The sequence below is a fragment of the Rhodococcus sp. OK519 genome (assembly GCF_003051005.1).
Lineage (GTDB): Bacteria > Actinomycetota > Actinomycetes > Mycobacteriales > Mycobacteriaceae > Prescottella.
In genome coordinates this window covers 92581-115833 of sequence record NZ_QAOW01000002.1, presented here as the reverse complement: position 1 = coordinate 115833, position 23253 = coordinate 92581, and the positions used below count along the sequence as shown (strand labels likewise).

The 23253-nt window shown below is 68.1% G+C and carries 22 protein-coding genes; 15 read left to right on the top strand and 7 right to left on the bottom strand.

Annotated features, from left to right (window positions below; all coding sequences use genetic code 11):
- Positions 1 to 46 precede the first annotated feature (46 nt).
- From fdxA to C8K36_RS07820, 5 genes are all read left to right on the top strand, one after another.
- Complete coding sequence (fdxA, locus tag C8K36_RS07840; RefSeq protein ID WP_107983921.1) at positions 47 to 370, top strand: ferredoxin; 324 nt, start codon at positions 47 to 49, stop codon at positions 368 to 370.
- 24 nt (positions 371 to 394) lie between these two features.
- A complete protein-coding gene (gene dapC, locus C8K36_RS07835; RefSeq protein WP_107983920.1) occupies positions 395 to 1495 on the top strand; it encodes a succinyldiaminopimelate transaminase in 1101 nt (366 codons plus the stop codon).
- Between the two features lie 198 nt (positions 1496 to 1693).
- Complete coding sequence (pruA, locus tag C8K36_RS07830) at positions 1694 to 3337, top strand: L-glutamate gamma-semialdehyde dehydrogenase (protein ID WP_107983919.1); 1644 nt, start codon at positions 1694 to 1696, stop codon at positions 3335 to 3337.
- Positions 3337 to 4305: a proline dehydrogenase family protein gene (locus C8K36_RS07825; RefSeq protein ID WP_107983918.1), complete on the top strand. Its 969-nt coding sequence runs from the start codon at positions 3337 to 3339 to the stop codon at positions 4303 to 4305. Before pruA ends, C8K36_RS07825 begins: the two co-directional genes overlap by 1 nt.
- Before the next feature lie 27 nt (positions 4306 to 4332).
- Entirely contained in the window at positions 4333 to 5730 is a 1398-nt protein-coding gene (locus C8K36_RS07820; protein ID WP_107984303.1) for an acyl-CoA synthetase, read from the top strand.
- Between the two features lie 28 nt (positions 5731 to 5758).
- Here C8K36_RS07820 and C8K36_RS07815 read toward each other — a convergent pair whose 3' ends face one another.
- Complete coding sequence (locus C8K36_RS07815) at positions 5759 to 6400, bottom strand: TetR/AcrR family transcriptional regulator (RefSeq protein ID WP_258195314.1); 642 nt, start codon at positions 6398 to 6400, stop codon at positions 5759 to 5761.
- A gap of 216 nt (positions 6401 to 6616) precedes the next feature.
- Between C8K36_RS07815 and C8K36_RS07810 the strand changes: the two genes are divergently transcribed.
- On the top strand, positions 6617 to 8740 hold the full coding sequence (locus C8K36_RS07810) for an ABC transporter permease (RefSeq protein ID WP_219909994.1): 2124 nt from the start codon (positions 6617 to 6619) through the stop codon (positions 8738 to 8740).
- Between the two features lie 65 nt (positions 8741 to 8805).
- Here the strand turns inward: C8K36_RS07810 and C8K36_RS07805 are convergent, their stop codons facing one another.
- Positions 8806 to 9663, bottom strand: a complete 858-nt coding sequence (locus tag C8K36_RS07805) for a 3-hydroxyacyl-CoA dehydrogenase (RefSeq protein WP_107983916.1) — start codon at positions 9661 to 9663, stop codon at positions 8806 to 8808.
- A gap of 92 nt (positions 9664 to 9755) precedes the next feature.
- On the opposite strand from C8K36_RS07805, the gene C8K36_RS07800 reads away from it, so the two are divergent.
- Positions 9756 to 10787 (top strand): NADP-dependent oxidoreductase, encoded by a 1032-nt coding sequence (locus C8K36_RS07800; protein ID WP_107983915.1) that lies wholly within the window; start codon positions 9756 to 9758, stop codon positions 10785 to 10787.
- Positions 10788 to 10790: 3 nt separating this feature from the next.
- On the opposite strand, the gene C8K36_RS07795 is transcribed toward C8K36_RS07800, so the two are convergent.
- The 5 genes from C8K36_RS07795 to dapD form a co-directional block, all read right to left on the bottom strand.
- Positions 10791 to 11753: a TauD/TfdA dioxygenase family protein gene (locus C8K36_RS07795; RefSeq protein WP_107983914.1), complete on the bottom strand. Its 963-nt coding sequence runs from the start codon at positions 11751 to 11753 to the stop codon at positions 10791 to 10793.
- On the bottom strand, positions 11750 to 12412 hold the full coding sequence (locus C8K36_RS07790) for a TetR/AcrR family transcriptional regulator (RefSeq protein ID WP_420910862.1): 663 nt from the start codon (positions 12410 to 12412) through the stop codon (positions 11750 to 11752). The genes C8K36_RS07795 and C8K36_RS07790 overlap by 4 nt, the downstream gene beginning before the upstream one ends.
- Before the next feature lie 161 nt (positions 12413 to 12573).
- The gene (locus C8K36_RS07785) at positions 12574 to 13383 is read right to left on the bottom strand and encodes an enoyl-CoA hydratase (RefSeq protein ID WP_107983913.1); all 810 of its coding nucleotides are present in this window, start codon (positions 13381 to 13383) and stop codon (positions 12574 to 12576) included.
- Between the two features lie 76 nt (positions 13384 to 13459).
- Complete coding sequence (locus C8K36_RS07780) at positions 13460 to 14857, bottom strand: amino acid permease (protein ID WP_107983912.1); 1398 nt, start codon at positions 14855 to 14857, stop codon at positions 13460 to 13462.
- 11 nt (positions 14858 to 14868) lie between these two features.
- Positions 14869 to 15822, bottom strand: a complete 954-nt coding sequence (gene dapD / locus C8K36_RS07775; protein ID WP_107983911.1) for a 2,3,4,5-tetrahydropyridine-2,6-dicarboxylate N-succinyltransferase — start codon at positions 15820 to 15822, stop codon at positions 14869 to 14871.
- A 118-nt stretch (positions 15823 to 15940) separates the two neighbouring features.
- On the opposite strand from dapD, the gene dapE reads away from it, so the two are divergent.
- The 8 genes from dapE (at position 15941) to C8K36_RS07735 (ending at position 23106) form a co-directional block, all read left to right on the top strand.
- On the top strand, positions 15941 to 17038 hold the full coding sequence (dapE, locus tag C8K36_RS07770) for a succinyl-diaminopimelate desuccinylase (protein WP_107983910.1): 1098 nt from the start codon (positions 15941 to 15943) through the stop codon (positions 17036 to 17038).
- Between the two features lie 18 nt (positions 17039 to 17056).
- Positions 17057 to 17863 (top strand): TIGR00730 family Rossman fold protein, encoded by an 807-nt coding sequence (locus tag C8K36_RS07765; protein WP_107983909.1) that lies wholly within the window; start codon positions 17057 to 17059, stop codon positions 17861 to 17863.
- 14 nt (positions 17864 to 17877) lie between these two features.
- On the top strand, positions 17878 to 18417 hold the full coding sequence (locus C8K36_RS07760) for a TIGR00730 family Rossman fold protein (protein ID WP_420910867.1): 540 nt from the start codon (positions 17878 to 17880) through the stop codon (positions 18415 to 18417).
- 83 nt (positions 18418 to 18500) lie between these two features.
- Complete coding sequence (locus C8K36_RS07755) at positions 18501 to 20282, top strand: long-chain-acyl-CoA synthetase (RefSeq protein WP_107983907.1); 1782 nt, start codon at positions 18501 to 18503, stop codon at positions 20280 to 20282.
- Positions 20283 to 20311: 29 nt separating this feature from the next.
- Positions 20312 to 21238 (top strand): dihydropteroate synthase, encoded by a 927-nt coding sequence (gene folP / locus C8K36_RS07750; protein WP_420910861.1) that lies wholly within the window; start codon positions 20312 to 20314, stop codon positions 21236 to 21238.
- Complete coding sequence (locus C8K36_RS07745) at positions 21235 to 22158, top strand: glucosyl-3-phosphoglycerate synthase (RefSeq protein WP_107983906.1); 924 nt, start codon at positions 21235 to 21237, stop codon at positions 22156 to 22158. Before folP ends, C8K36_RS07745 begins: the two co-directional genes overlap by 4 nt.
- 49 nt (positions 22159 to 22207) lie before the next feature.
- Complete coding sequence (locus C8K36_RS07740) at positions 22208 to 22537, top strand: DivIVA domain-containing protein (RefSeq protein WP_107983905.1); 330 nt, start codon at positions 22208 to 22210, stop codon at positions 22535 to 22537.
- Complete coding sequence (locus C8K36_RS07735) at positions 22534 to 23106, top strand: DNA-3-methyladenine glycosylase I (RefSeq protein WP_107983904.1); 573 nt, start codon at positions 22534 to 22536, stop codon at positions 23104 to 23106. The genes C8K36_RS07740 and C8K36_RS07735 overlap by 4 nt, the downstream gene beginning before the upstream one ends.
- Positions 23107 to 23253 lie beyond the last annotated feature (147 nt).

Below are 23253 nucleotides of genomic sequence, written 5' to 3'. Positions count from 1 at the left end.
GTCGAAGGCGCCTCGGCGCCGGCTCAGAAAGGCAGGGCGAGCAGCAGTGACCTACACGATTGCCGAACCGTGCGTCGATGTGATGGACAAGGCATGTATCGAGGAGTGCCCGGTCGACTGCATCTACGAGGGTGGTCGCATGCTCTACATCCATCCGGACGAGTGCGTGGACTGCGGTGCGTGTGAGCCTGTGTGTCCCGTCGAGGCCATCTTCTACGAGGACGACGTGCCGGACCAGTGGACCGGTTATGTGAGCGCCAACGTCGACTTCTTCGACGATCTCGGTTCTCCGGGCGGCGCCGCGAAGCTCGGCAAGGTCGACTACGACGCGCCGTTCATCAAGGCCCTGCCCCCCATGGGCGAAGAATAAAGACGAGCAGTTCGAGGAAGATCAGTGCCGCGCATCGCTGTAGCCAAGACCCTGCCCGACTTCCCGTGGGATTCGCTGGCGTCCGCGAAGGAGAAGGCGCAGTCGCATCCCGACGGGATCGTCAACCTCTCCGTCGGGACGCCCGTCGACCCCGTCGCACCGGTGATCCGGGAGGCGTTGGCGGCGGTCTCTGCCGAACCGGGATACCCGACGACGCACGGGACCGACGAGCTGCGTGAGGTGACGTCGGCGTCGCTGGCCCGGCGCTACGGCATGACCGGCGTCGATCCGGCCGCGATCCTGCCGGTGATCGGCACCAAGGAGGCCATCGCGTGGCTGCCGAGCCTGCTCGGTCTCGGCGCCGACGATCTGGTGGTCATCCCCGAGGTCGCGTACCCGACGTACGAGGTGGGCGCGCTGCTCGCCGGTGCGCGCGTGCTGCGCGCCGACGGGACCGCGCAGCTGGGTCCGCAGAAGCCGGCACTGATCTTCGTGAACTCGCCGTCCAACCCCACCGGCAAGGTGCTCGGCGTAGAGCATCTGCGCAAGGTGGTCGCGTTCGCGCGTGAGCGCGGGGCGATCGTCGCGTCCGACGAGTGCTACCTGGGTCTCACGTGGGAGGACGACGCGGTGTCGATCCTCGATCCGCGGGTGTGTGACGGCGACCACACGGGCCTGATCGCGATCCATTCGCTGTCGAAGACGTCGAACCTGGCCAGCTACCGGGCCGGTTTCCTCGCCGGCGACCCCGCGCTCATCTCCGAACTGCTCGAGGTGCGCAAGCACTCCGGCATGATGATGCCGACGCCGATCCAGGCCGCGATGGCGGCCGCCCTCGCCGACGACGACCAGGAGAAGGAGCAGCGCGAGCGGTACCGCAAGCGCCGCGAGATCCTGCTCGCCGCCGTACGCGGTGCGGGCTTCACGGTCGACAACTCGGAGGCCGGGCTGTACCTGTGGGCCACTCGCGGTGAGGACTGCCGGGCGACGGTCGACTGGTTCGCCGACCGCGGCATCCTCGTCGCGCCGGGCGACTTCTACGGCCCGCGTGGGCGGAAGCACGTACGGATCGCCCTGACCGCCTCGGACGAGCGGATCTCCGCGGCGGCAGCGCGCTTGTCCTGACCCCACCGGACGCCCGGGTTCCCGCGTTTTGCGCACTTGTCGCGCGCGTGAGGCCCGGGTTCCCGCGTTTTGCGCACTTGTCGCGCCGGCCGGGTGAAGATTCCGACGCTCAGCGCACTTGTTGCGCGGCGCTCGGGGTGGTCTCGGGCGTAGCCTGAGCTTGGTTGCAGTCACTTGGCTCGGGCTGAGGAGGGCAGCATGGATGCCGTCACGCACGTACCGGCGCCGTACAACGAGCCGGTCCATTCCTACGCGCCGGGGAGTCCCGAACGCGAACGCCTTCGCGGGGCCCTCGAGGAATGCTCGTCCGCCATCGAGATCCCGCACATCATCGGCGGCGAAGACCGCCACGGCAACGGCGAACCGATGGAAGTGGTTCGACCACACCGGCATTCCGCGATCCTCGGCTCCTACGCCAACGCCACGTATGACGACGCGCGCGCCGCGATCGACGCCGCGACCGCCGCGGCGCCGGCGTGGCGCGGGTTGCCGTTCGACGAGCGTGCCGCGGTGCTGCTGCGGGCCGCGGACCTGCTGTCCGGGCCGTGGCGGGAGAAGATGGCCGCGGCGACCATGCTGGGGCAGTCCAAGTCCGTCCAGCAGGCCGAGATCGACGCGCCGTGTGAACTGATCGACTTCTGGCGGTTCAACGTCCACTTCGCGCGCGGGATCCTCGCCGAGCAACCCACGTCGTCGCCGGGGGTGTGGAACCGGCTCGAGTACCGCCCGCTCGAGGGGTTCGTCTACGCGATCACGCCGTTCAATTTCACCGCGATCGCCGGGAACCTGCCGACCGCGCCGGCGCTGATGGGAAACACGGTGATCTGGAAGCCGTCGCCCACCCAGACGCTCGCCGCGTACCGGACGATGCGACTGCTCGAGGCGGCCGGCCTGCCCCCCGGTGTGATCAACCTGCTCACCGGCGACGGACTGGCCGTATCGGATGTGGCACTGAGCGATCCGCGGCTGGCGGGCATCCATTTCACGGGGTCCACCGCCACGTTCCAGCACCTGTGGCGCGAGGTGGGGGCGAATATCGGAAAGTATCGCGGCTATCCGCGACTGGTGGGCGAGACGGGTGGCAAGGACTTCGTCGTCGCGCACCCGTCGGCCGACCCGGCGGTGCTGTCGACGGCGCTGATCCGCGGCGCGTTCGAGTACCAGGGGCAGAAGTGCTCCGCGGCGTCGCGCGCCTACATCCCGAAATCGATATGGAGCGGGATGAAAGACCAGTTCCTCGCCGAGGTGGACGCACTGACCTACGGCGACGTCAGCGATCTCGAGAACTTCGGTGGCGCGCTCATCGACCGACGCGCCTACGACAAGAGCGTCGCGGCGATCGAACGTGCCCGCGGCGCCGACGGCGTACAGGTGGTGGTGGGCGGTAAGTACGACGACAGCGTCGGGTACTTCGTCCGTCCCACGGTGCTGCTGGTCGACGATCGGGGGGACGAGGCGCTGTCGAAGGAATACTTCGGCCCCATCCTCGCGGTCCACGTCTACGACGATTCCGCACCGACCTCGTTCGCCGACGTGCTCGCCGCGGTCGACGCAGCCTCCCCGTACGCGTTGACCGGTGCGGTGGTGGCCACCGACCGCACCGCGATCGAACAGGCCTCGGCCGCACTGCGATACGCGGCGGGCAACTTCTATGTGAACGACAAGCCGACCGGTGCTGTGGTGGGTCAGCAGCCGTTCGGGGGCGCGCGGGCATCGGGTACCGACGACAAAGCCGGGTCGCCACTGAACCTGCTGCGCTGGGTGTCGGCGCGCACGATCAAGGAGACGTTCGTCCCGCCCACCGATCACCGCTACCCGCACATGGGCCCGGACGGCGGCTGATGACGCCGGGTGTCCTGTCGAACCCGCTGCGGCCCGCGATCCTCGCTGCGGCGCGCTCGCCGCGGGTGAAGAGCGCGGTCACCCGGGCACCGGTCACCAAGTCGATCGTCCGCCGCTTCGTGGCGGGGGAGTCGCTCGCCGATGCGATGGCCGCGACGTCGACACTGCTCGTCGCGGGCAGGTCGGTCAGCATCGACTACCTCGGCGAGGACACTCGCGATGTCGGGCAGGCCCGGGAAACCGTCGTCGCGTATCTCGAACTGCTCGCCGAACTCGCACGACTGCCGCACGCCGACACCTCCGGGATACGCCCGCTCGAGGTGTCGGTGAAGCTGTCTGCGCTGGGGCAGGGGTTGCCGGTCGACGGCGACAAGATCGCCCTCGACCACGCGCGGACTATCTGCGCGGCGGCGCACGAGCACGGCGTGTGGGTGACCGTCGACGCCGAGGACCACTCCCGCACCGATTCCACGCTGTCGATCGTGCGGGAGTTGCGGGCCGACTTCCCGTGGCTCGGCACGGTGCTGCAGGCGTACCTGCGCCGCACCGAGGGAGACTGTCGGGGCCTCGCCGGCCCGGGATCGCGGATCAGGCTGTGCAAGGGCGCGTACCGGGAACCTGAGTCGGTGGCGTACCGGGCCCGGGACGACGTCGACGCGTCGTACCTGCGGTGCCTCGAGATCCTGATGCGCGGCAAAGGGTACCCGATGCTGGCCACCCACGATCCCGCGATCATCGACGTGGTCGACGGGATGATTCGGGAAACCGGGAGGGGTCCGGACGATTTCGAGCATCAGATGCTGTTCGGCATCCGCGATCTCGAGCAGGCGCGGGTGGTCGATGCGGGCCGCCGGATGCGGGTCTACGTTCCGTACGGCGCGCAGTGGTACGGCTACTTCATGCGGCGTCTCGCGGAGCGGCCGTCGAACTTGAAGTTCTTCCTGCGCTCGACGCTCACGCGAGGCTGACGCGGCGCTTGTGAGACAGTGGGCGTCGTGCTGCTCAGTTCGCTGAACCCCCTCGCCGTCGCGCGCGGCGACGACATGCCCGACGCCGTCCGGATCGGTGACACCGCGCTCTCGCGCACCGACATCCTCGGGGCCGCCGGGGCGCTGGCCAAGCGCATCGCCGGTGCCCGCGTGGTCGCGGTGCTCGCCGATCCGACACCCGCGACGGTGATCGCCGTCGTCGGATGCCTGCTCGCCGGGGTCACCGTCGTTCCCGTTCCGCCGGATTCGGGTCCGGCCGAACTCGATCACATCCTGTCCGATTCCGGCGCCCAGGCATGGCTCGGGCGGGCGCCCGAGGGATCCGCGCTGCCGGTGGTCCCGGTGCGCGTACATTCGCGGGACTGGCACAGCCATCCCGAACCACACCCGTCGTCGACCGCGTTCGTGCTCTACACGTCCGGCACGACGGGCCCGCCGAAGGGCGTGTTGCTCAGCCGCCGCGCGATCGCCGCGGGCATCGACGCGCTTGCCGAGGCATGGCAGTGGACGTCCAAGGACGTTCTGGTGCACGGCCTTCCGCTGTTCCATGTGCACGGTTTGATCCTCGGTGTGCTCGGCCCGCTGCGTGTGGGAAGCCGACTGATCCACACCGTCAAGCCCACACCGCAGGCGTATGCCGCGGCGCGCGGTTCGCTGTACTTCGGCGTGCCCACGGTGTGGTCGCGGATCGCCCTGGACGAGGAGTCGGCGCGCGCTCTCAGCGATGCCCGGCTGCTGGTGTCGGGCAGTGCGCCGCTGCCTGTGCCGGTGTTCGAACGGCTGCGCGAGCTCACCGGGCTCACCCCGATCGAGCGCTACGGCATGAGTGAGACGATGCTGACGATCAGCACTCGCGTCGACGGCGAGCGCCGCCCCGGCTGGGTGGGTCTGCCGGTCCGTGGCGTCGAGACCCGGCTGCGCGACGAGCACGGGGGCCCGGTGCCGCACGACGGCGAGAGCATCGGCGGCCTGCAGGTCCGTGGGGCGACGCTGTTCGACGGCTATCTGAACCGCCCCGAGGCGACCGCCGAGTCGTGGACCGACGACGGCTGGTTCAAGACCGGTGACGTTGCAGTGATCGACGAGGGCGGGTTCCATCGGATCGTCGGACGCGAGTCCACCGACCTCATCAAGTCCGGCGGGTACCGCATCGGTGCCGGCGAGGTCGAGACCGCGCTGCTCGGGCATCCGGGTGTGAAGGAGGCCGCAGTCGTCGGACTGCCCGACGCCGACCTCGGTCAGCGGATCGTGGCGTTCGTCGTCGGCGATGCGGTCGACGAGCAGGTGCTCATCGACCACGTCGCGTCGCAGCTGTCGGTGCACAAGCGGCCGCGCGAGGTGCGGATCGTGGAGTCACTGCCGCGCAACGCGATGGGCAAGGTGCAGAAGAAGTTGCTCGCTTGAATCGGCGCAGGGGCCGTCCCCGGTCCCGCTACAGCAGATACGTCGCAGCCGACTCCCCGAGGAAGTCCCCGGCGTGGGTGACAGGTGCGCCGAGCATGCCCGCGGCGGAGTCGATGAGGAAGTAGCCGAGTCCCGTCCAGTCGGCGGTGACGGACCCGGCCTGGACGCGCGATTCGTACTCCGCGCACGCGTCGAGTGTCACGTGTCCGAGGATCCGAGCGCGTCCGGCGAACACCCCGTCGGGAACCGTCGAAAAGTGTTGTCGGGTCCGGAGGATCAACTGATCGGTGAGCGGATCGGCCCGCACGGACTCGGCGACCGACGCGGCCACGGACGGCACCGTGCGCAACTGCTGCAGAAACCGTGCCCGCCAACTGGGCGCGGGACGCGCTGCCAGGAGGTCCGTGAACGGCAGGATCATGCAGGCCAGTAGGTCGGTGATGGGGGCGTCCTCGCGGAGTTCCGCGACGAGTTCGGCTCGTCGTGCCCGTGCGAACGAGGTGTGGCGATCGAGCAGTGCCCGCACGAGTTCGTCGCGCCCACCGAAGTGGTAGCTCACCGCTGAATGGTTGGAGTTGCCGGCGTGTTCGGCGATGCGCCGGTTCGACACGGCGTCGATGCCGTCGGTGGCGAACAGTTCCTCGGCTGCATCCAGCAGTGCGTTTCGCACCCGGTCGCTGTGCTGTCCCAATGTGTTTCCCCTCGTGCCGTGTCGTTCCGCGCTACGCCGTGACCGTCGGTCGTGCCGCGGGCCTCGGGGTGCTGGTGGGACGAACGTCACCACGCCAACCAATTGTGCAATTTAAGTCAAGCGGCGTAATTTTGGGGTGTCGGTTCGGATCGACGCGTTCATATACAGACATCAGCGACCAGCGGGAGCACGACTGTGACATCCACACCTACGGCGACCGACGAGGGTCCACCGGCGCACGATTCCGAGGTCGATTCCGAGGTCGAGGTCGAAGCATCCCGTGCCAAGAAGGAGCGGATCGGTCGCTACGTCGCGATGATCCTGCTGCCGTTCCTCATGGTCGGCATGATGATCACGGGCTATCTGGCGACGATGCACGCGCCCACCCCGCACAACATGCCGATCGCCGTGTCGGGCCCGGCGCCGCAGGCCGAGCAGTTCGCCCAAGCGCTCGCCGCCGAGAATCCTTCTGGGGTCGACATCCGGGTGGTCGCGACCGACGCCGACGCCCGGCAGTCGGTCCTCGACCGCGAGGTCGCGGGAGCGGTCGTGCTGTCGGATCAGGCGGCGGGCACGGCGACTGTCCTGACCGCCACCGCGGCCGGTGCGTCGCAGGTCGGCACGGTCACCGGACTTCTGGCACCCCAGGTGCTTGCACAGGGACTGACGCTGGAGGCCGAGGATCTCGCACCGCTCCCGGCGAGCGACTCCGCCGGGCTCACCGCGATGTTCATGACGACGGCGCTGATGCTGGCCGGCTACATGCCACTGAGCGTCATGCTGTCGAACTCGCCGGAACTGCTGCGCTTCCGCAGGTTCGTGCCGATCCTGGCCGGCTGGTCCGCGTTGATCGCCGGATTGGTGTGGTTCGTCGCCGGACCGATCCTCGGCGCGCTCGAGGGGAACACCGCGGCGGTCCTGGGAATCAGCTGGCTCGCGGTGTTCGCGGTCGGCACGGTGCAGTTGTTCCTCACCAGGATCCTCGGCCCGATGGCGGTCCTGGCAGGCATGTTGTTCCTGATGGTGCTCGGCGTGCCGGCGTCCAACATGGGCATGTCCGTCTACACGATGCCCTCGTTCTACGCGACGCTGCACAAGTTCCTGCCCACGCCCGCGACCGGTGAAGCCCTGCGCTCGGTGCTGTACTTCGGCGGCAACGGAGTCGGCACCCACCTGACGGTGCTGGGCATCGGCGCGGTGCTGGCGCTGGCCGCAACGCTCGGCGTCGACGCGCTCAAACGCCGACGCAACCCCGACGCCGGGACACCCCAGGTGTCCATGCCGTCCCTGACTGCGGGTCCACGTCCTACGAGCACCAAGGTCCGCTACGCCACGCTGGCGATCTTCCCGCTCGGCATGGTTGCCATGATGATCACGTTCATGCTCGGCGCGATGTATCAGCCTGCGCCGCAGGATATGCCGGTGACCGTCGTCGCCGCGAACACCGAGCAGGCCGAGCAGGCCGTGGGCGGTCTCGACCGGAACATGCCAGGCCTGTTCGACCTGCGTGCATCCGATTCGGTCGACGAGGCGCGCGCCCAGGTCGAGGACCGCACCGTGGTGGCCGCCTACGTGCTGCCGTCGGCGGACAACCCCTCCGCCACACTGATCACCAACCAGGCCGCGGGCGTCAGCCAGCACCAGGTGGTCACCCAGGTGTTCGGTCAGGTGGCCGCGGGCCAACAGGTGCCGATGTCCAGTGAGACCGTCGCCTCGCTCGACGGCGGGGACACGATGGGCACGGTGAGCCTGTACGTCGCGATGGGCTGGATCATGTCAGGTTTCATGATCATCGTCGTGGCCGCCAACGCCGCGCCGATGGTGATGGGCCTGCGCAAGCTGCTGCCGGTCCTGGCCGGGTGGGCGGTGTTCATGTCCGTCGTGGTCTGGCTGATCGCGGGCCCGATCGTCGGAGCCGTCGACGGTCACTTCCTGCCACTGGTCGGCACCGGCATCGTCGCGATCATCGCCACGGCGCTGTTCACGACCGTGTTCGTCCGACTGATGGGGTTGCTGGCGGTGCTGCCGGTCGTCGCGATCCTGATGTTCCTCGGGGTCCCGGCCTCGGGTGGTGCGCTGTCGATCTACATGGAGCCGGCGCTCTTCCGGTTCCTGCACGACATCCTGCCGATGCCCGCGGCCGTCGAATCGGTGCGGTCGATCTTGTACTTCGGCGGTGACACCGTCGGCAGCCACCTGCTCACGTTCGTGATCTGGGGGGCCGTCTCCCTGCTCTGCGTCGTGATCATCGACCGGTTCCGGCCCGTCCGGACGGAACCGCTGGAGCTCGAGCCGGAACGGGAGGCGGCCGCGGTCTGACAAGCGGTCGAGGGACGGGTGCCGGCACCCGTCCCTCGATCTGTGCGAGACCCGCGATAGGGCCGTCACTCCTTGTAGCGGTAGAAGCCCTCGCCCGACGCGATGCCGAGCTTGCCCTTGTCGATGTAGTTCTCCTTGAGCCACACCGCCAGCTTCTGGGAGGCCGCGTCACCGTGGGCCATGATGTTGTACGGCGTGGTGAGGCCGATGATGTCGAAGATCTGGAACGGGCCCAGGGGCGCGCCGGTGGCGATTTTCCAGGTCTTGTCGACGTCCTCCGGTTCGGCGTAACCTCCGGCGGCGAGACCGGCTGCGGAGTTGAGGAACGGCACGAGCAGAGAGTTCAGCACATAGCCGGCCTTCTCCTTGTGCAGTTCGATCGGCACCATGCCGATCGCGGTCGCGAAGTCGACGACAGCCCGGTACACCGCGGGGTCGGTGCGCTCGGTACCCATGACCTCCGCAGTGTTGGAGGTCCACACCCGATTCGCGAAGTGCAGCGCCAGGAAGCGGTCCGGACGTCCGGTGGCGTCGGCGAGGTCGCTGGGCAGCAGTGTCGACGAATTCGTCGCGAAGATCGTGCGCTCCGGCGCGGCGGCGCCGATCCGGCGATAGGTGTCCTGCTTGAGCGAGAGGATCTCGGGAATCGCCTCGATGACGAGATCCGCGTCGGCCACCGCCGCGTCGGGATCGGACGTCAGCGTCAGGCGGTCCAGCGTGGCCGCGGCACTGCCGTCGTCGGCACCGGGAACCTCTCTCCGGTACGTGTCGACCAGGCCGTCGAAGCGTCCGCGCGCGGCGTCGAGGGCCTTGTCGTCGATGTCGTAGGACGTGACGTCGAAGCCCTTGAAGGCCGTCTGGAATGCGATCTGGGAACCCAGAACTCCCGCGCCCAGTACGGTGACCTTCCGAATGTCCGTCATGAATCCTCCCGGTTGCGTTCGGCCGCATCGGGCGCCGGCCGGTTCCCTTCGACCATATCCCCGCCGAGTGGGAGCGGGCGTACGGTCGGGGTATGAGCGCTGTCACGAGCACCCGAATCGTTCTCGCCTCACGACCGGACGGTGAGCCCACGACGGACAATTTCCGTACGGAGACAATCGAATTGCCCGAGCTGTCCGACGGGCAGGTGTTGTTGCGCACCGTCTACCTCTCGCTCGACCCGTACATGCGCGGTCGCATGAGTGCCGCCGAGTCGTATGCCGATCCGGTCGAGGTGGGCGACGTCATGGTGGGGGCGACGGTCTCTCAGGTGCTGGAGTCGCGTAGTCCGCAGGTCGCGGCAGGATCCTACGTCCTGGCCTACTCCGGGTGGCAGACGCGCGCCGTGGTCGACGACAACACGGTGCGGGTTCTGGACCCGTCCGCGGCGCCGTTGTCCACCGCGCTCGGTGTACTGGGAATGCCCGGTTTCACCGCTTACTCGGGCCTGCTGAAGATCGGACGCCCGCAACCCGGCGAGACCGTCGTCGTCGCGGCGGCGTCGGGTCCCGTGGGCTCGGCTGTCGGTCAGATCGCGAAGATCTACGGTGCGCGGGCCGTCGGGATCGCCGGTGGGCCCGACAAGTGCGCGTTCGTGCAGGGTGAACTGGGGTTCGACGCCGCGATCGACCACCGCGCACCGGACTTCGCCGAACAGTTGAGGGCGGCGGTGCCGGACGGCATCGATGTCTACTTCGAGAACGTCGGCGGCTCCGTCACCGCCGCGGTTCTACCCCTGCTGAACCTCTACGCCCGGATTCCGGTGTGCGGATTGGTCTCTCAGTACAACGCGGCGACCGCGCCCGAGGGGCCGGACCGGCTGCCGGGGTTCATGGGTCTGGTGCTCACGAAGAGTCTCACCGTGCGCGGCTTCATCCAGTCCGAGTTCGTCCGGGAGATGTACGAGGACTTCGAACGCGACGCCTCCCGGTGGATCGCCGAAGGACGGCTGAAGTACCGGGAGGACGTCGTGCACGGCCTGGACAATGCGCCGCCGGCATTCCTGGGAATGTTGCGCGGCAAGAACTTCGGGAAACTCGTCGTACGGGTGGGTCCCGAGGAGTGAGTCTCAGGACGAAATGCCGACCGGCTTGTCACCCACGATCGAGATGCGATCCATGACGCGGCGGGCCGGGAAGTAGTCGCTGGACGCGTAGTGCTGGCACGTGCGGTTGTCCCAGAAGGCAATCGTGTCGGGACGCCAGTGCAGTCGCACCTGGAACTCGGGACGCTGGACCTGGCGGTAGAGCATGCGGAGAATGTCGTTGGACTCCTCCTCGGACACGCCGACGATGCGCTGCGTGAAGACGGAGTTGACGAACAGGACGCGACGTCCGGTCTCGGGAATCACTCGGACCACGGGGTGAGTGACCGGCGGGAAGGCCGGACGGAGCATCTCGACGGTCTCTGCCGGCATGCCGCGGCCGAACGAGTTGATCCAGTCGTGTTCCGCCTGGAGGTGCTCGATGCGGGCACGGAGGTCGTCCGGGAGCAGGTCGTACGCCGCACCGGTGTCGGTCCACAGCGTGTCACCGCCGACGGCCGGAACCTCGACACCGCGCAGAATCGCTGCGAACGAGGGGAATTCGTGCCAGGTGACATCGTTGTGCCACATGTTCTCGACGCCCGCCGCGACCGCGTCCTTCGCGAGAGTGGCGACGTCCGCATCGCTCTGCCCGGGCTGGGTGTACTTGAAGAACGGGTGCTGCTCCAGGTCGCCCCAGCGGGCCGCGAACGCGCGATGGTCGGCGCGGTCGATCTCCTGATCGCGGAAGAACAGCACCTTCCATTCGAGCAGTGCGCGGCGAATCTCGGCCAGCACGTCGTCGGACAGGTCGCCGCTCAGCCGGATCCCGGAGATCTCGGCACCGATGGTCGGGGTCTTCGGCGTGAGCGAGAACAGTTCGTACGGGCGATCGTCGGCGGTCTCGGTGGTTCGTCGTGCGACGAGCGGGCCCACGGCGTAGAGCGGGTCCGTCGGGCGGGGCTCGATGAAGGTCTGGAAGATGTTGGGAGTGGCGGATGCGGTCATAGCGAAACTCCTTGGGGATCGGTCTGTTCCGTCGTATCGGGAGTGCTGCTGGTGGGAACGGAGGTGGGGGCCGCGAGTACGGCCACGCAGGTGTCGACGAGGTCGGTGACGATTGCCGCGGTCTGCGCCGGCGTACGATCGGTGCCCTCTCGCGCGGCGAACGTGGTGATGCCGAGCATGACGATGTTGTCGGTGCGCCAGGCCGCGATCTCGTCCGGCAGGGGGCAGAGGTCGGTCAGCAGGTGGTGCACGTGCCGGTAGGTCTCGGCCCGCAGGTGCTTCTGGATAGTGTCCGCGAGCGCCGGGTCGAACAGGGCCTGGACCAGGAAACGCGCATACCTGCTGCCGGGGCGGCCGAGGGTCTCCGCCGCCAGCGGTCGGACCAGTGCCTCGACGACCTGTCGTACGGTCGGCGGGGTGCCGAGCCGTTCCATCTCGTCGAGCAGTTCCTGGCGGCGGGCGTTCACGGGCCCCATGCGGAGTTCGACGAGTGCCTCGATGAGGCCCTCGCGGGACCCGAAGTGGTACTTCGCCGCCGACTTGTTGGACTGGTTGGCCGCGATCTGGACGTCCTTGAGCGTGAGCGCGGGCATTCCCCGTTCGGCGATGATCTGCTCTGCTGCTTCGAGCATCGCCTGCCGGGACGTGGTCTGAGTCACAACGACGACGTTAAGGCCGCGGCCTTAACCTGTCAACGGTTTGCCGAGATTCGTTCTCCCCGCGTTTTGCGCACTTATCGCGGGAATCCGGCCCGGAAATCCGCGCTTTGCGCACTGATCGCGGGGAAGACGGGAGGGAAGGCGGCAGTGGAGTCGGGGGACTAGCGGGTGTCGCGGAAGAGCGGATCGCGCTTCTCGCGGCGGGCGAGGGTGGACTCCTCGAAGTTGTCGGTGAGCAGGCGGATCAGCAACTGGCCGAGCCCTTCCTGGTTCATGTGCTGCGACATCGAGGACGCGTCGAGGCTCGACCACAACGTCCGCTTGGTGAGTTCGACGCCGGGGCGGGAGAACATCGCGATCCGCTCCGCCAGGTCGAAGGCGTCGTCGAGGAGGTCTTCCTGCGCGACGATTCGGGAGACGAGGCCGATCTGCGAGGCCTCGTCGGCGTCGACGTCGCGACCGGTGAGCATGATCTCGAACGCCCGCGACGATCCGATCGCGCGCGGCAGCAGGTAGCTCAGGCCCAGTTCGCTCGCGGTCAGGCCGTTGTTGATGCCGGCCGCACGGAAATACGCCTCCGGTGCGGCGAGGCGGATGTCGGCGGCCATCGACAGGCAGAATCCGCCGCCGATCGCGGCGCCGTTGACGGCCGCGATGACGGGTTGGTGCATGCGCCGCAGCGTCAGTACGACGTCGTCGAGCATCTCCATCGAACGCAGCGCGATCGTCGGTCGCGTGAGTCCGTCGATGTGCGGGGGCTTGCCCGCCGACGTCTGGTCGGCGCCCGAACAGAATCCCCGCCCCGCACCGGTGATCACGACGGCGCGCACCGAGTTGTCGTTGCTGATGGCCTCGAGCGATTCGCGGAACGGGACCATGACATCGAACGCCATCGCGTTCATCCGCTCCGGACGGTTGAGGGTCACCAGCGCTACGTTCTCGCGTGGCCGTTCGACGAGGATGAAACTCAAGGGATCTCCTACGGCGCGGGGTCGATTTTCGCCGACCCTACGCCGCAGGAAGATCCCATGTGCCCGTTCTTGCGAGCTAGGAGGCAGACTCCGTGACGGCGGTGTCCTTGCCGCCCTTCCGCGCGCGGCGGCGCGAATTGAGTAGCGACAGCGCGAGAATGGCCAGGAACAGCACCGCGGTGGAGACGAGCTGTTCGCGGGCGTCGGCGTCGAACAGCATGAGCACGACGAATCCGGCCAGCAGTGCCAGCGTGACGTAGCTCAGGTACGGGAAGAGCCACATCCGCACCGACAGTTTGCCCTCGCGCTCGAGCTTCGGGCGCAGTCGCAGGTGCGAGATCACGATGAAGACCCAGATCACCAGCAGGGCCGCGCCGACGGCGTTGAGCAGGATGCCGAGCAGGTCGTTCGGCAGCAGCCAGTTGAGCAGCACACTGACGAACCCGAAGAACACCGACAGCAGTACCGCATTGGTGGGCACCCCGGTTGTCGACAGCTTCGCGAGGGCCTTCGGGCCGTCGTTGCGCCGCGCCAGTGAGAACGCCATGCGCGACGTGCCGTAGACATTCGCGTTGAACGCCGACAGCAGCGCGATCACGACGACCAGTTCCATCAGCCCGGAGACGTACGGCAGGTTCGCCCGTTCGAGCACGGCGACGAAGGGGCCGTCCTGCAGTTCGGGATCGTTCCACGGCAGGACGAGGACCATGATGGCGATGGCGCCGATGTAGAAGACACTGATCCGCCACATGACGGTGCGGACGGCGGTGGCGATCGAGCGCTCGGGGTCCTCGGACTCGGCCGCGGCGATGGTGACGATCTCGATGCCGCCGAACGCGAACGCGACGACCAGCAGACCGGCCGCGATGCCGCTGAACCCGTTGGGCATGAACCCGCCCTCACCGAGCAGGTTCGTGAATCCGACGGGGTCGGTGTCCGGCAGCAGACCGAAGACGAGCAGGACGCCGACGACGAGGAAGCCGATGATCGCGGCGACCTTGAGGGCCGCGAACCAGAATTCGAACTCGCCGAAGTTGCTGACCTTCGCGAGGTTCACGACGGCGAAGAAGGTGACGAACACCAGCGCGATCACCCATTGGGGGACGCCGGGCAGCCAGTCGTTGACGATCGCGGAGGCGCCGGTGATCTCGGCGCCCAGCACCATGATCAGCATGAACCAGTACAGCCAGCCCATGACGAAGCCGGCCCATTCGCCGATACCGATGCGCGCGTAGTGCGAGAAGGATCCGCTGGCAGGAAGTGCGGCGCCCATCTCGCCGAGCATGCGCATGACACACACCACGACGAAACCGGCGATCAGGTACGAGATGAGGACCGCGGGGCCGGCCTTCGCGATCCCGACGCCTGTCCCGAGGAAGAGACCGGCGCCGATGGCGGACCCCAGGCCCATCATCGTGAGATGACGGACCTTGAGGCCATGCCCTAATCGGACTGGGGTTTCGGTGGAGCTCACAAGCCTTGGAATCAGTCGTTGGCGTGCAGTGCCGCGTTCAGTTCCACGCCGGTGCCCTTCCACGGCACCACCTCGACGGCGCCGGACACGGAGTTGCGACGGAACAGGATGTTGGACTGGCCGGTGAGGTCGGCGGCCTTGACGACCGTGCCGTCCGGTCCGGTGACCTTGGTGCCGGCGGTGATGTAGAGGCCCGCCTCGACAACGCAGTCGTTGCCGAGCGAGATGCCGAGGCCGGCGTTGGCGCCGAGCAGGCAGCGCTCACCGACGGAGATGACCTGCTTGCCGCCACCGGACAGCGTGCCCATGATCGATGCGCCGCCGCCGACGTCGGAGCCGTCACCGACGACGACGCCCGCCGAGATGCGGCCCTCGACCATCGAGCTGCCGAGCGTGCCGGCGTTGAAGTTCACGAAGCCCTCGTGCATGACGGTGGTACCGCTCGCCAGGTGGGCGCCGAGGCGGACGCGGTCGGCGTCGGCGATCCGGACACCCGACGGGACGACGTAGTCGACCATGCGCGGGAACTTGTCGACGCCGAAGACCGTGACCGGTCCGCGGATCCGCAGACGGGAACGGACCAGCTCGAAGCCGTCCACGGCGCACGGGCCGTAGTTGGTCCACACGACGTTGGCCAGCAGGCCGAAGACGCCGTCGAGATTGACGTCGTGGGGAGTGACCAGACGGTGCGACAAGAGGTGCAGACGCAGGTAGGCGTCGTGCGCGTCGACCGGTGCGGCAGACAGATCGGCGATCGTCGTACGGACGACGACCTGCTTGACCTCGCGGGCCTCGTCGTGGCCGGCGAGCAGCGCGAGGTCCGACGGAATGTCGGTGCCCTCGAGCGCGACGGTTCCGCTCTCCTCGTACTCGCCCAGTTCGGGGGCCGGGTACCAGGTGTCGAGAACCGTGCCCGACTCGGTCACGTTGGCGACGCCTACTGCAGTTGCTCCCTGTGCACTCACGGGTGCAAAGGTTACGCGAGTCGTGGTGCGGGCACCGGACGCGGTGAGGCGTTGGCACCCAGGTCGCGCGTTCCGACCGGTCGGGTAGCCGCGCCGGCGAGCCCCTACGCTGGAACCCGTGAGCCTTCTCGATCTGCACGCCGATCCCATCGATCTCACCGCCGCGCTGGTGGACATCCCCAGCGTGTCGCACGACGAGCGCGCCATCGCCGACGCGGTCGAGGCGGCGCTGCGCGAGCAGACGTCGGGATTCGAGGTGATCCGCAACGGCGACGCCGTGCTCGCGCGCACCAATCGCGGTCTGCCCAGCCGGGTCATGCTCGCCGGACACCTCGACACCGTGCCGATCGCCGACAACGTCCCGAGCCGGCGCACCGTCGACGAGCGGGGCGACGTGCTGCACGGCTGCGGCACCGTCGACATGAAGTCGGGTGATGCGGTGTTCCTGCACCTCGCCGCTACCATCGCCGACCTCGCGCACGACCTGACGCTGGTGTTCTACGACTGCGAGGAGATCGCCGCGCAGTACAACGGCCTCGGCCGGATCGAGCGGGAACTCCCGGAGTGGCTGCGCGCCGACGTCGCGATTCTCGGCGAGCCCACCGGTGGGCTCATCGAGGCCGGCTGCCAGGGCACGCTCCGGGTGCGGCTGACCGCGTCGGGCGTGCGGGCGCACTCGGCCCGGTCGTGGCTGGGCGACAACGCGATTCACAAGTTCGCGCCGGTGCTGGAGCGACTGTCGTCGTACGAGGCACGGTCCGTGGACATCGACGGTTGTGTCTACCGCGAGGGCTTGTCGGCCGTGCGGATCTCGGGCGGGGTGGCCGGCAACGTCGTGCCGGACGCCGCGGAAATGGACGTCAACTTCCGGTTCGCGCCCGACCGCAGCGTCGAGCAGGCGATCGCGCACGTACGGGAGATTTTCGACGCGTCGGCGCTCGGCGGACTCGAACTCGGCTTCGAGATCACCGACAGTTCGCCGGGCGCGCTGCCGGGACTGGCGAACCCCGCGGCCGCGGCGCTGATCGCTGCGGCGGGCGGAGAGTTCCGGGCCAAGTACGGCTGGACGGACGTGTCGCGGTTCTCGGCGCTGGGTATTCCCGCGGTCAACTACGGCCCGGGCGACCCGAACCTGGCGCACAAGCGCGACGAGCACGTGCCGGTGCACCAGATCACCGACGTGACCCGGGTGCTGCGCGCTTACCTGAGCGCGTGAGCGCCTAGCCTGGGCCGCATGGCACCTGAGAGGAAGTCCGGCGCCGCCCGGCGCGGTAGTTCATCGGTGAAGCACCGCGGGCCGATCATGTTGCGGCGCGAGCGCAAGGCGGAGTCCACCAACGCAGACCGGCGCCTTCTCGATCAGCGCGGGCCCACCGACTGGGTGCATACCGACCCGTGGCGCGTGTTGCGGATCCAGAGCGAGTTCATCGAAGGTTTCGGGGCTCTGGCGGAGGTTCCGCGCGCGGTCACTGTGTTCGGTTCCGCGCGCACGTCCCAGGAATCCGCGGAGTACGAAATGGCCCGCGAGCTCGGGACGGCGCTCGCGCAGGAGGGCTACGCCGTCATCACGGGCGGTGGCCCCGGCATCATGGAGGGCGCCAACCGTGGCGCCAGCGAGTCCGGTGGCTACTCGATCGGCCTCGGCATCGAGTTGCCGTTCGAGCAGGGGCTCAACGAGTGGGTCGACCTCGGCATCAACTTCCGCTACTTCTTCGCGCGCAAGACGATGTTCGTGAAGTATTCGCAGGCATTCATCTGCCTGCCGGGCGGCTTCGGCACCCTCGACGAGTTGTTCGAGGCACTCACGCTGGTCCAGACCCGCAAGATCACGCGCTTCCCGATCGTCCTGATGGGCACCGAGTTCTGGTCCGGCCTGGTCGACTGGCTCCGCGACACGCTCGAGCGCACCGGCAAGATCTCGCCCGGCGACATCGATCTCATCCACGTGACCGACAGTGTCGAGGAAGCCGTGCAGATCGTCGCGCAGTCGCAACTGGGCGCGGACGAGGCAGCACTACTGGGAGACGAGGACGAATGGTGAGTGAAGAGGAGAGTATGGAGAAGTTCGCGGTCTGCGTGTACTGCGCGTCGGGGCCGGTGGACCAGCAGTTCCTGCAGTTGGCGTCGGAGGTCGGGACGGCGATCGGTCGTCGCGGCTGGCAACTCGTCTCGGGCGGCGGCAACGTCTCGATGATGGGGGCGGTGGCCACGGCTGCGCGCGAGGCCGGTGCATGGACAGTCGGAGTGATCCCGAAGGCGCTCGTGCACAAGGAGGTTGCGGACGTCGACGCGGACGAGTTGATCGTCACCGACACGATGCGAGAGCGAAAGAAGATCATGGAGGACCGGGCGGACGCGTTCATTACGCTGCCCGGCGGCATCGGCACCCTCGAGGAACTGTTCGAGACGTGGACCGCCGGGTACCTCGGGATGCACGCGAAGCCGGTGGTGATGCTCGATCCGGTCGACCACTTCCGCGGCCTGCTGCACTGGCTCGAGGGGCTGCGTGGTCAGGGTTTCGTCGCCCAGCGTGCGTTGGACGGGCTGTTCGTGACGGGAGACGTCGAGGCGGCACTGGACGCCTGCATCAGGTGAAAGTGGTTCCCCTCGAGGGGTTCCGGGGACGGGTCACAAAGGTTACTGTGGAGTAAGAAACGACCCGTCCCCTCCCGACAAGGATGCCGATGAGTTCCGACGCCGCCGCTTCGAAGATCAGTCTCGTGCAGTTGGCACTGCAACTACCGCGGATGGCGACCGAACTTCCGAGCCTGGTGCGCGGTGCGATCGGCCTCACCCGTAAGCCCGATGCGCGAGACTCCGTCGGCAGTGTCTTCCAGGAACTCGCGCGGCGACAGCCGGACCGGCCGTTCATCCGGTTCGAAGGCGCCTCGATCAGCTACGGAGACGCGAACGAGCGCGTGAACCGGTTCGCCGACGTGCTGGTGCAGCACGGTGTCCGGCGCGGCGACGTCGTTGCGATCCTGATGAAGAACCGCCCCGAGACGTTGCTGCTGACGCTGGCGGCCGTCAAGCTCGGCGCGGTCGCCGGCATGCTCAACCACAACCAGCGCGGCGACGTACTGGCGCACAGCCTGTCGCTGCTCGACGGCCGCGTGCTCGTCGTCGGCGAGGAGTGCGACGAGGCGATCCTGTCGCTGCCCGCCGATCCGCAGGCGGAGACGGTGCTCTCGGATGACGAGCTGGAGAAGCTGGCGGCGGACGCGAACCCGTCGAATCCCGCTGTGTGCGAGAGTATCCAGGCGAAGGAACGGGCGTTCTACATCTTCACGTCCGGGACGACGGGGCTGCCCAAGGCCAGTCTGATGACTCACTTCCGCTGGCTCAAGAGTATGTCGGGACTCGGTGCGATGGGGGTTCGCCTGCGCCGCAACGACACCCTGTACTGCGCGCTGCCGCTCTACCACAACAACGCGCTGACGGTATCGCTGTCGTCGGTGCTCTCGGCCGGGGCAACGTTGGCGATCGCCCGCAGCTTCTCCGCCTCGCGCTTCTGGGACGACGCGAAGCTCAACGGCGCCACCGCGTTCGTGTACATCGGCGAAGTGTGCCGCTACCTGCTCAACCAGCCGGCCCGACCGTCGGACCGTGACAACGGGATTCGGCTCATGGTCGGCAACGGACTGCGACCCGAGATCTGGACCGAGTTCACCGAGCGCTTCGGCATCGACCGCGTCGCCGAGTTCTACGGAGCCAGCGAGTGCAACATCGCGTTCGTCAACGCGCTGGGCGTCGAGCGCACCGCGGGTATATGCCCGCTGCCGTACGCCGTGGTCGAGTTCGACCCCGACACCGGTCGGGCGCGGCGGGCCGCGGACGGGCGGCTGCGACGGGTGGGCACCGGTGGGGTGGGACTGCTGCTGTCCAAGGTCACCGATCGTGCGCCGTTCGACGGCTACACCGATCCGGATGCCAGCGAAAGCAAGCTCGTGCGAGACGCTTTCAAGGACGGCGACTGCTGGTTCGACACCGGCGACCTCGTCCGGAGTCAGGGGTTCATGCATGTCGCGTTCGTCGACCGGCTCGGCGACACCTTCCGTTGGAAGGGGGAGAACGTCGCGACGACCGAAGTGGAGGGCGCGGTCTCGGCGCATCCGGCGATCGAGCAGGCGGTGGTCTACGGCGTCGCGGTGCCCGGTACCGACGGCAAGGCGGGGATGGCCGCGGTCACGGTGCGGGAGGGGCACGAGTTCGACGGTGCACGGCTCGCCGTCGATCTGTTCGACCGACTGCCGTCGTATGCAATGCCGCTCTTCGTGCGGATCGTGGACTCACTCGAGGCGACCTCGACGTTCAAGAGCCGCAAGGTGGAACTGCGTGAGGAGGGGTACGCCGATACCGTCGACCGGCTGTACGTGCTGGCAGGTCGGCAGGGCGGATATCGGCCCGCCTATGACGGATACGCGCGCGCGGTGGCCGACGGGACTGCTCCCGGAGCGTAGTGAGACGTCGGTCATGCGACGATGGGGGCATGGCACTGCGCCCCGCCTCCGACAACGCTTCGGTGACCTCGGCTCACTCGGCACCCGGCCACGTCCTGCCCACATTGTGTGGCAGGCCGGTCGCGACCGATCGTGCTCTCGTGATGGCGATCGTGAACCGCACCCCCGACTCCTTCTACGACCGCGGCGCCACCTTCTCCGACGAGGCCGCGATGGCCGCCGTCGACCGTGCGGTCACCGAGGGTGCCGACCTCATCGACATCGGCGGGGTGAAGGCGGGCCCGGGCGCGCTGGTGGACGCCGCCGAGGAGATCCGCCGGGTGGTTCCGTTCGTCGAGGCGATCCGGGCCCGCTACGCGGACGTCATCATCAGTGTCGACACGTGGCGCAGCGAGGTCGCCCGGTTGTCGTGCGGTGAGGGTGCCGATCTCATCAACGACACGTGGGCCGGCGCCGATCCGGGTCTCGTGGAGGTAGCCGCGGAACTGGGCGCCGGAATCGTGTGCTCGCACACCGGGGGAGCGGTGCCCCGCACCCGGCCGCACCGGGTCCGCTACACCGACGTGGTCGCCGACGTCGTCGACGAGGTGGTGCGCGCAGCCGAACACGCGACCAGGTTGGGTGTGAAGCCCGACTCGATCCTCGTCGACCCGACCCACGATTTCGGGAAGAACACCTTTCACGGGCTCGAATTGTTGCGCCGCGTGGAAGATCTCGTTAACACCGGGTGGCCTGTCCTGATGGCGCTGAGCAACAAGGATTTCGTCGGGGAGACTCTAGGGGTGGAACTGGCCGACAGGTTGGAGGGCACTCTGGCGGCTACCGCACTCGCGGCAGCCGGGGGAGCCCGTGTGTTCCGCGTCCACGAGGTTGCCTCGACCCGTCGGGTGGTCGACATGGTCGCCGCGATCATGGGAACTCGGCAGCCCGTCCGGACCGTACGGGGGTTGGCATGAGCATCACCGAAGCGTCACGCACCTGGACGGACGCGAACAGTTGGGATCACCCCGACTGGAGCATCGCCGAACTCGAGCGCGCGAAGGCCGGCCGCACCGTGTCCGTGGTGCTGCCGGCGCTCAACGAAGAGAAGACCGTCGCCGGTGTCGTCGACACCATCCACCCACTGCTGGGAGGACTTGTCGACGAACTGATCGTGCTCGACTCGGGATCGTGCGACGCGACGGCCGAGCGGGCCGCTGCTGCCGGCGCGACCGTGATCAGCAGGGAGTCCGCCGTGCCGGGGCTGCCTCCGGTGCCCGGCAAGGGTGAGGTGCTGTGGCGGTCGATCGCGGCCAGCACCGGAGACCTGATCGCGTTCGTCGACTCCGATCTCGTGGAACCCGACCCCGCGTTCGTCCCCAAGCTGCTGGGCCCGCTGCTCACCGTCGACGGCATCCACCTGGTCAAGGGCTACTACCGTCGGCCGCTGCGGGTCAGCGGGACCGAAGACGCCAACGGCGGTGGCCGAGTCACCGAACTCGTGGCGCGACCCATGCTGGCGGCGCTCCGCCCCGAGTTGACCTGCGTCCTGCAGCCGCTGGGCGGCGAGTACGCGGGCACCCGAGAGCTGCTGTCGTCGGTGCCGTTCGCGCCGGGCTACGGCGTCGAGATCGGCCTGCTGCTCGACACCTACGACAGGCTGGGCCTCGGCGCGATCGGTCAGGTCAACCTGGGGGTGCGCAAGCACCGCAATCGGCCGCTGTCCGACCTCGGCGTGATGAGCCGGCAGATCATCGGCACGATGCTGCGGCGCTGCGGCGTCGAGGACACCGGTGCCGGGCTGACGCAGTTCCTCGTCGACGGCGACTCGTTCGTCCCGGCCCGTACCGACGTCTCGCTCGCGGACCGCCCGCCGATGAACACGGTTCGCCGCTGAGCGCTCACGCCGCACGACTCGTGTCGGAGGTTCGTGACAGGATCGGGGCATGCTGACGGTCCTGATCTACCTGTTGGTCATGGTGCTGGTCGGTGGCCTGCTGTTCCTCGGTGCGAGTGCCGTGTTCGGGCGTTCCGAAGAACTGCCGCCGCTGCCGCCGGGTACCACCGCGACGGTGCTGCCCGCCGAGAACGTCACGGCGGCGGACGTGAAAGCGCTGCGCTTCCAGCAGACGTTGCGCGGCTACAAGGCCAGTGAGGTCGACTGGGCGCTCGACCGGCTCGGTAAGGAAATCGACTCGCTGCGAGCGCAATTGGCGGATCGCGGCGCGGGGATCGGTGACGTCGGAGTGTCCGGGGAATCGGAGACGCCGCGATGACGGACGCAGGCCGCGCGCGATGCCCGTGGGCCGTCGACTCCGACGGCTCGCGCACGTATACCGACTACCACGACTTCGAGTGGGGACAGCCGCTGCACGGACGCGACGAACTGTTCGAGCGCCTGTGCCTCGAGGCCTTCCAAGCCGGGCTGTCGTGGATCACGATCCTGCGCAAACGTCCCGCGTTCCGGGAGGCGTTCGCGGACTTCGATCCCGAGGCCGTGGCGGCGTTCACCGAGGCCGATGTGGAGCGACTCCTCGTCGACACCGGGATCGTGCGCAATCGCGCGAAGATCGAGGCCGTCATCGGGAACGCTCGGGCGGTCCTCGACCTGTCCGGAACCGACCTCGACACGCTCCTCTGGTCTTTCGCGCCGCCGCGGCGCGCCAGGCGGTTCGAGCAAGTCGGCGACGTTCCGGCCGTCACATCCGAGTCGACCGCGATGGCCAAGGAATTGAAGCGTCGCGGCTTCCGTTTCGTGGGTCCTACCACGGCATATGCGCTGATGCAGGCTACCGGGATGGTCGACGATCACCTCGAGTCCTGCTGGGTGACACCGGGCCCCTGACGGCGCCGGATTCGAGCGGTTTTCCGCCTCAGCTACCCGGCAACCCGCTCGATAGGGAAGAATGGACCACGAGCCTCGCTAAGTGCTGGCGGGGCAATCGGTAACCCGAGGCGCTAGCGGAGTCAGGCGCAGATTTGGAGGGAGCAG

Bases quoted from the DNA above. Each gene is read 5' to 3' on its own strand.
- pruA (WP_107983919.1), top strand. From the start codon at position 1,694: ATGGATGCCGTCACGCACGTACCGGCGCCGTACAACGAGCCGGTCCAT.
- C8K36_RS07825 (WP_107983918.1), top strand. From the start codon at position 3,337: ATGACGCCGGGTGTCCTGTCGAACCCGCTGCGGCCCGCGATCCTCGCT.
- C8K36_RS07805 (WP_107983916.1), bottom strand. From the start codon at position 9,663: ATGACGGACATTCGGAAGGTCACCGTACTGGGCGCGGGAGTTCTGGGT.
- C8K36_RS07800 (WP_107983915.1), top strand. From the start codon at position 9,756: ATGAGCGCTGTCACGAGCACCCGAATCGTTCTCGCCTCACGACCGGAC.
- C8K36_RS07795 (WP_107983914.1), bottom strand. From the start codon at position 11,753: ATGACCGCATCCGCCACTCCCAACATCTTCCAGACCTTCATCGAGCCC.
- C8K36_RS07765 (WP_107983909.1), top strand. From the start codon at position 17,057: ATGGCACCTGAGAGGAAGTCCGGCGCCGCCCGGCGCGGTAGTTCATCG.
- C8K36_RS07760 (WP_420910867.1), top strand. From the start codon at position 17,878: ATGGAGAAGTTCGCGGTCTGCGTGTACTGCGCGTCGGGGCCGGTGGAC.
- C8K36_RS07755 (WP_107983907.1), top strand. From the start codon at position 18,501: ATGCCGATGAGTTCCGACGCCGCCGCTTCGAAGATCAGTCTCGTGCAG.
- folP (WP_420910861.1), top strand. From the start codon at position 20,312: ATGGCACTGCGCCCCGCCTCCGACAACGCTTCGGTGACCTCGGCTCAC.
- C8K36_RS07745 (WP_107983906.1), top strand. From the start codon at position 21,235: ATGAGCATCACCGAAGCGTCACGCACCTGGACGGACGCGAACAGTTGG.
- C8K36_RS07740 (WP_107983905.1), top strand. From the start codon at position 22,208: ATGCTGACGGTCCTGATCTACCTGTTGGTCATGGTGCTGGTCGGTGGC.
- C8K36_RS07735 (WP_107983904.1), top strand. From the start codon at position 22,534: ATGACGGACGCAGGCCGCGCGCGATGCCCGTGGGCCGTCGACTCCGAC.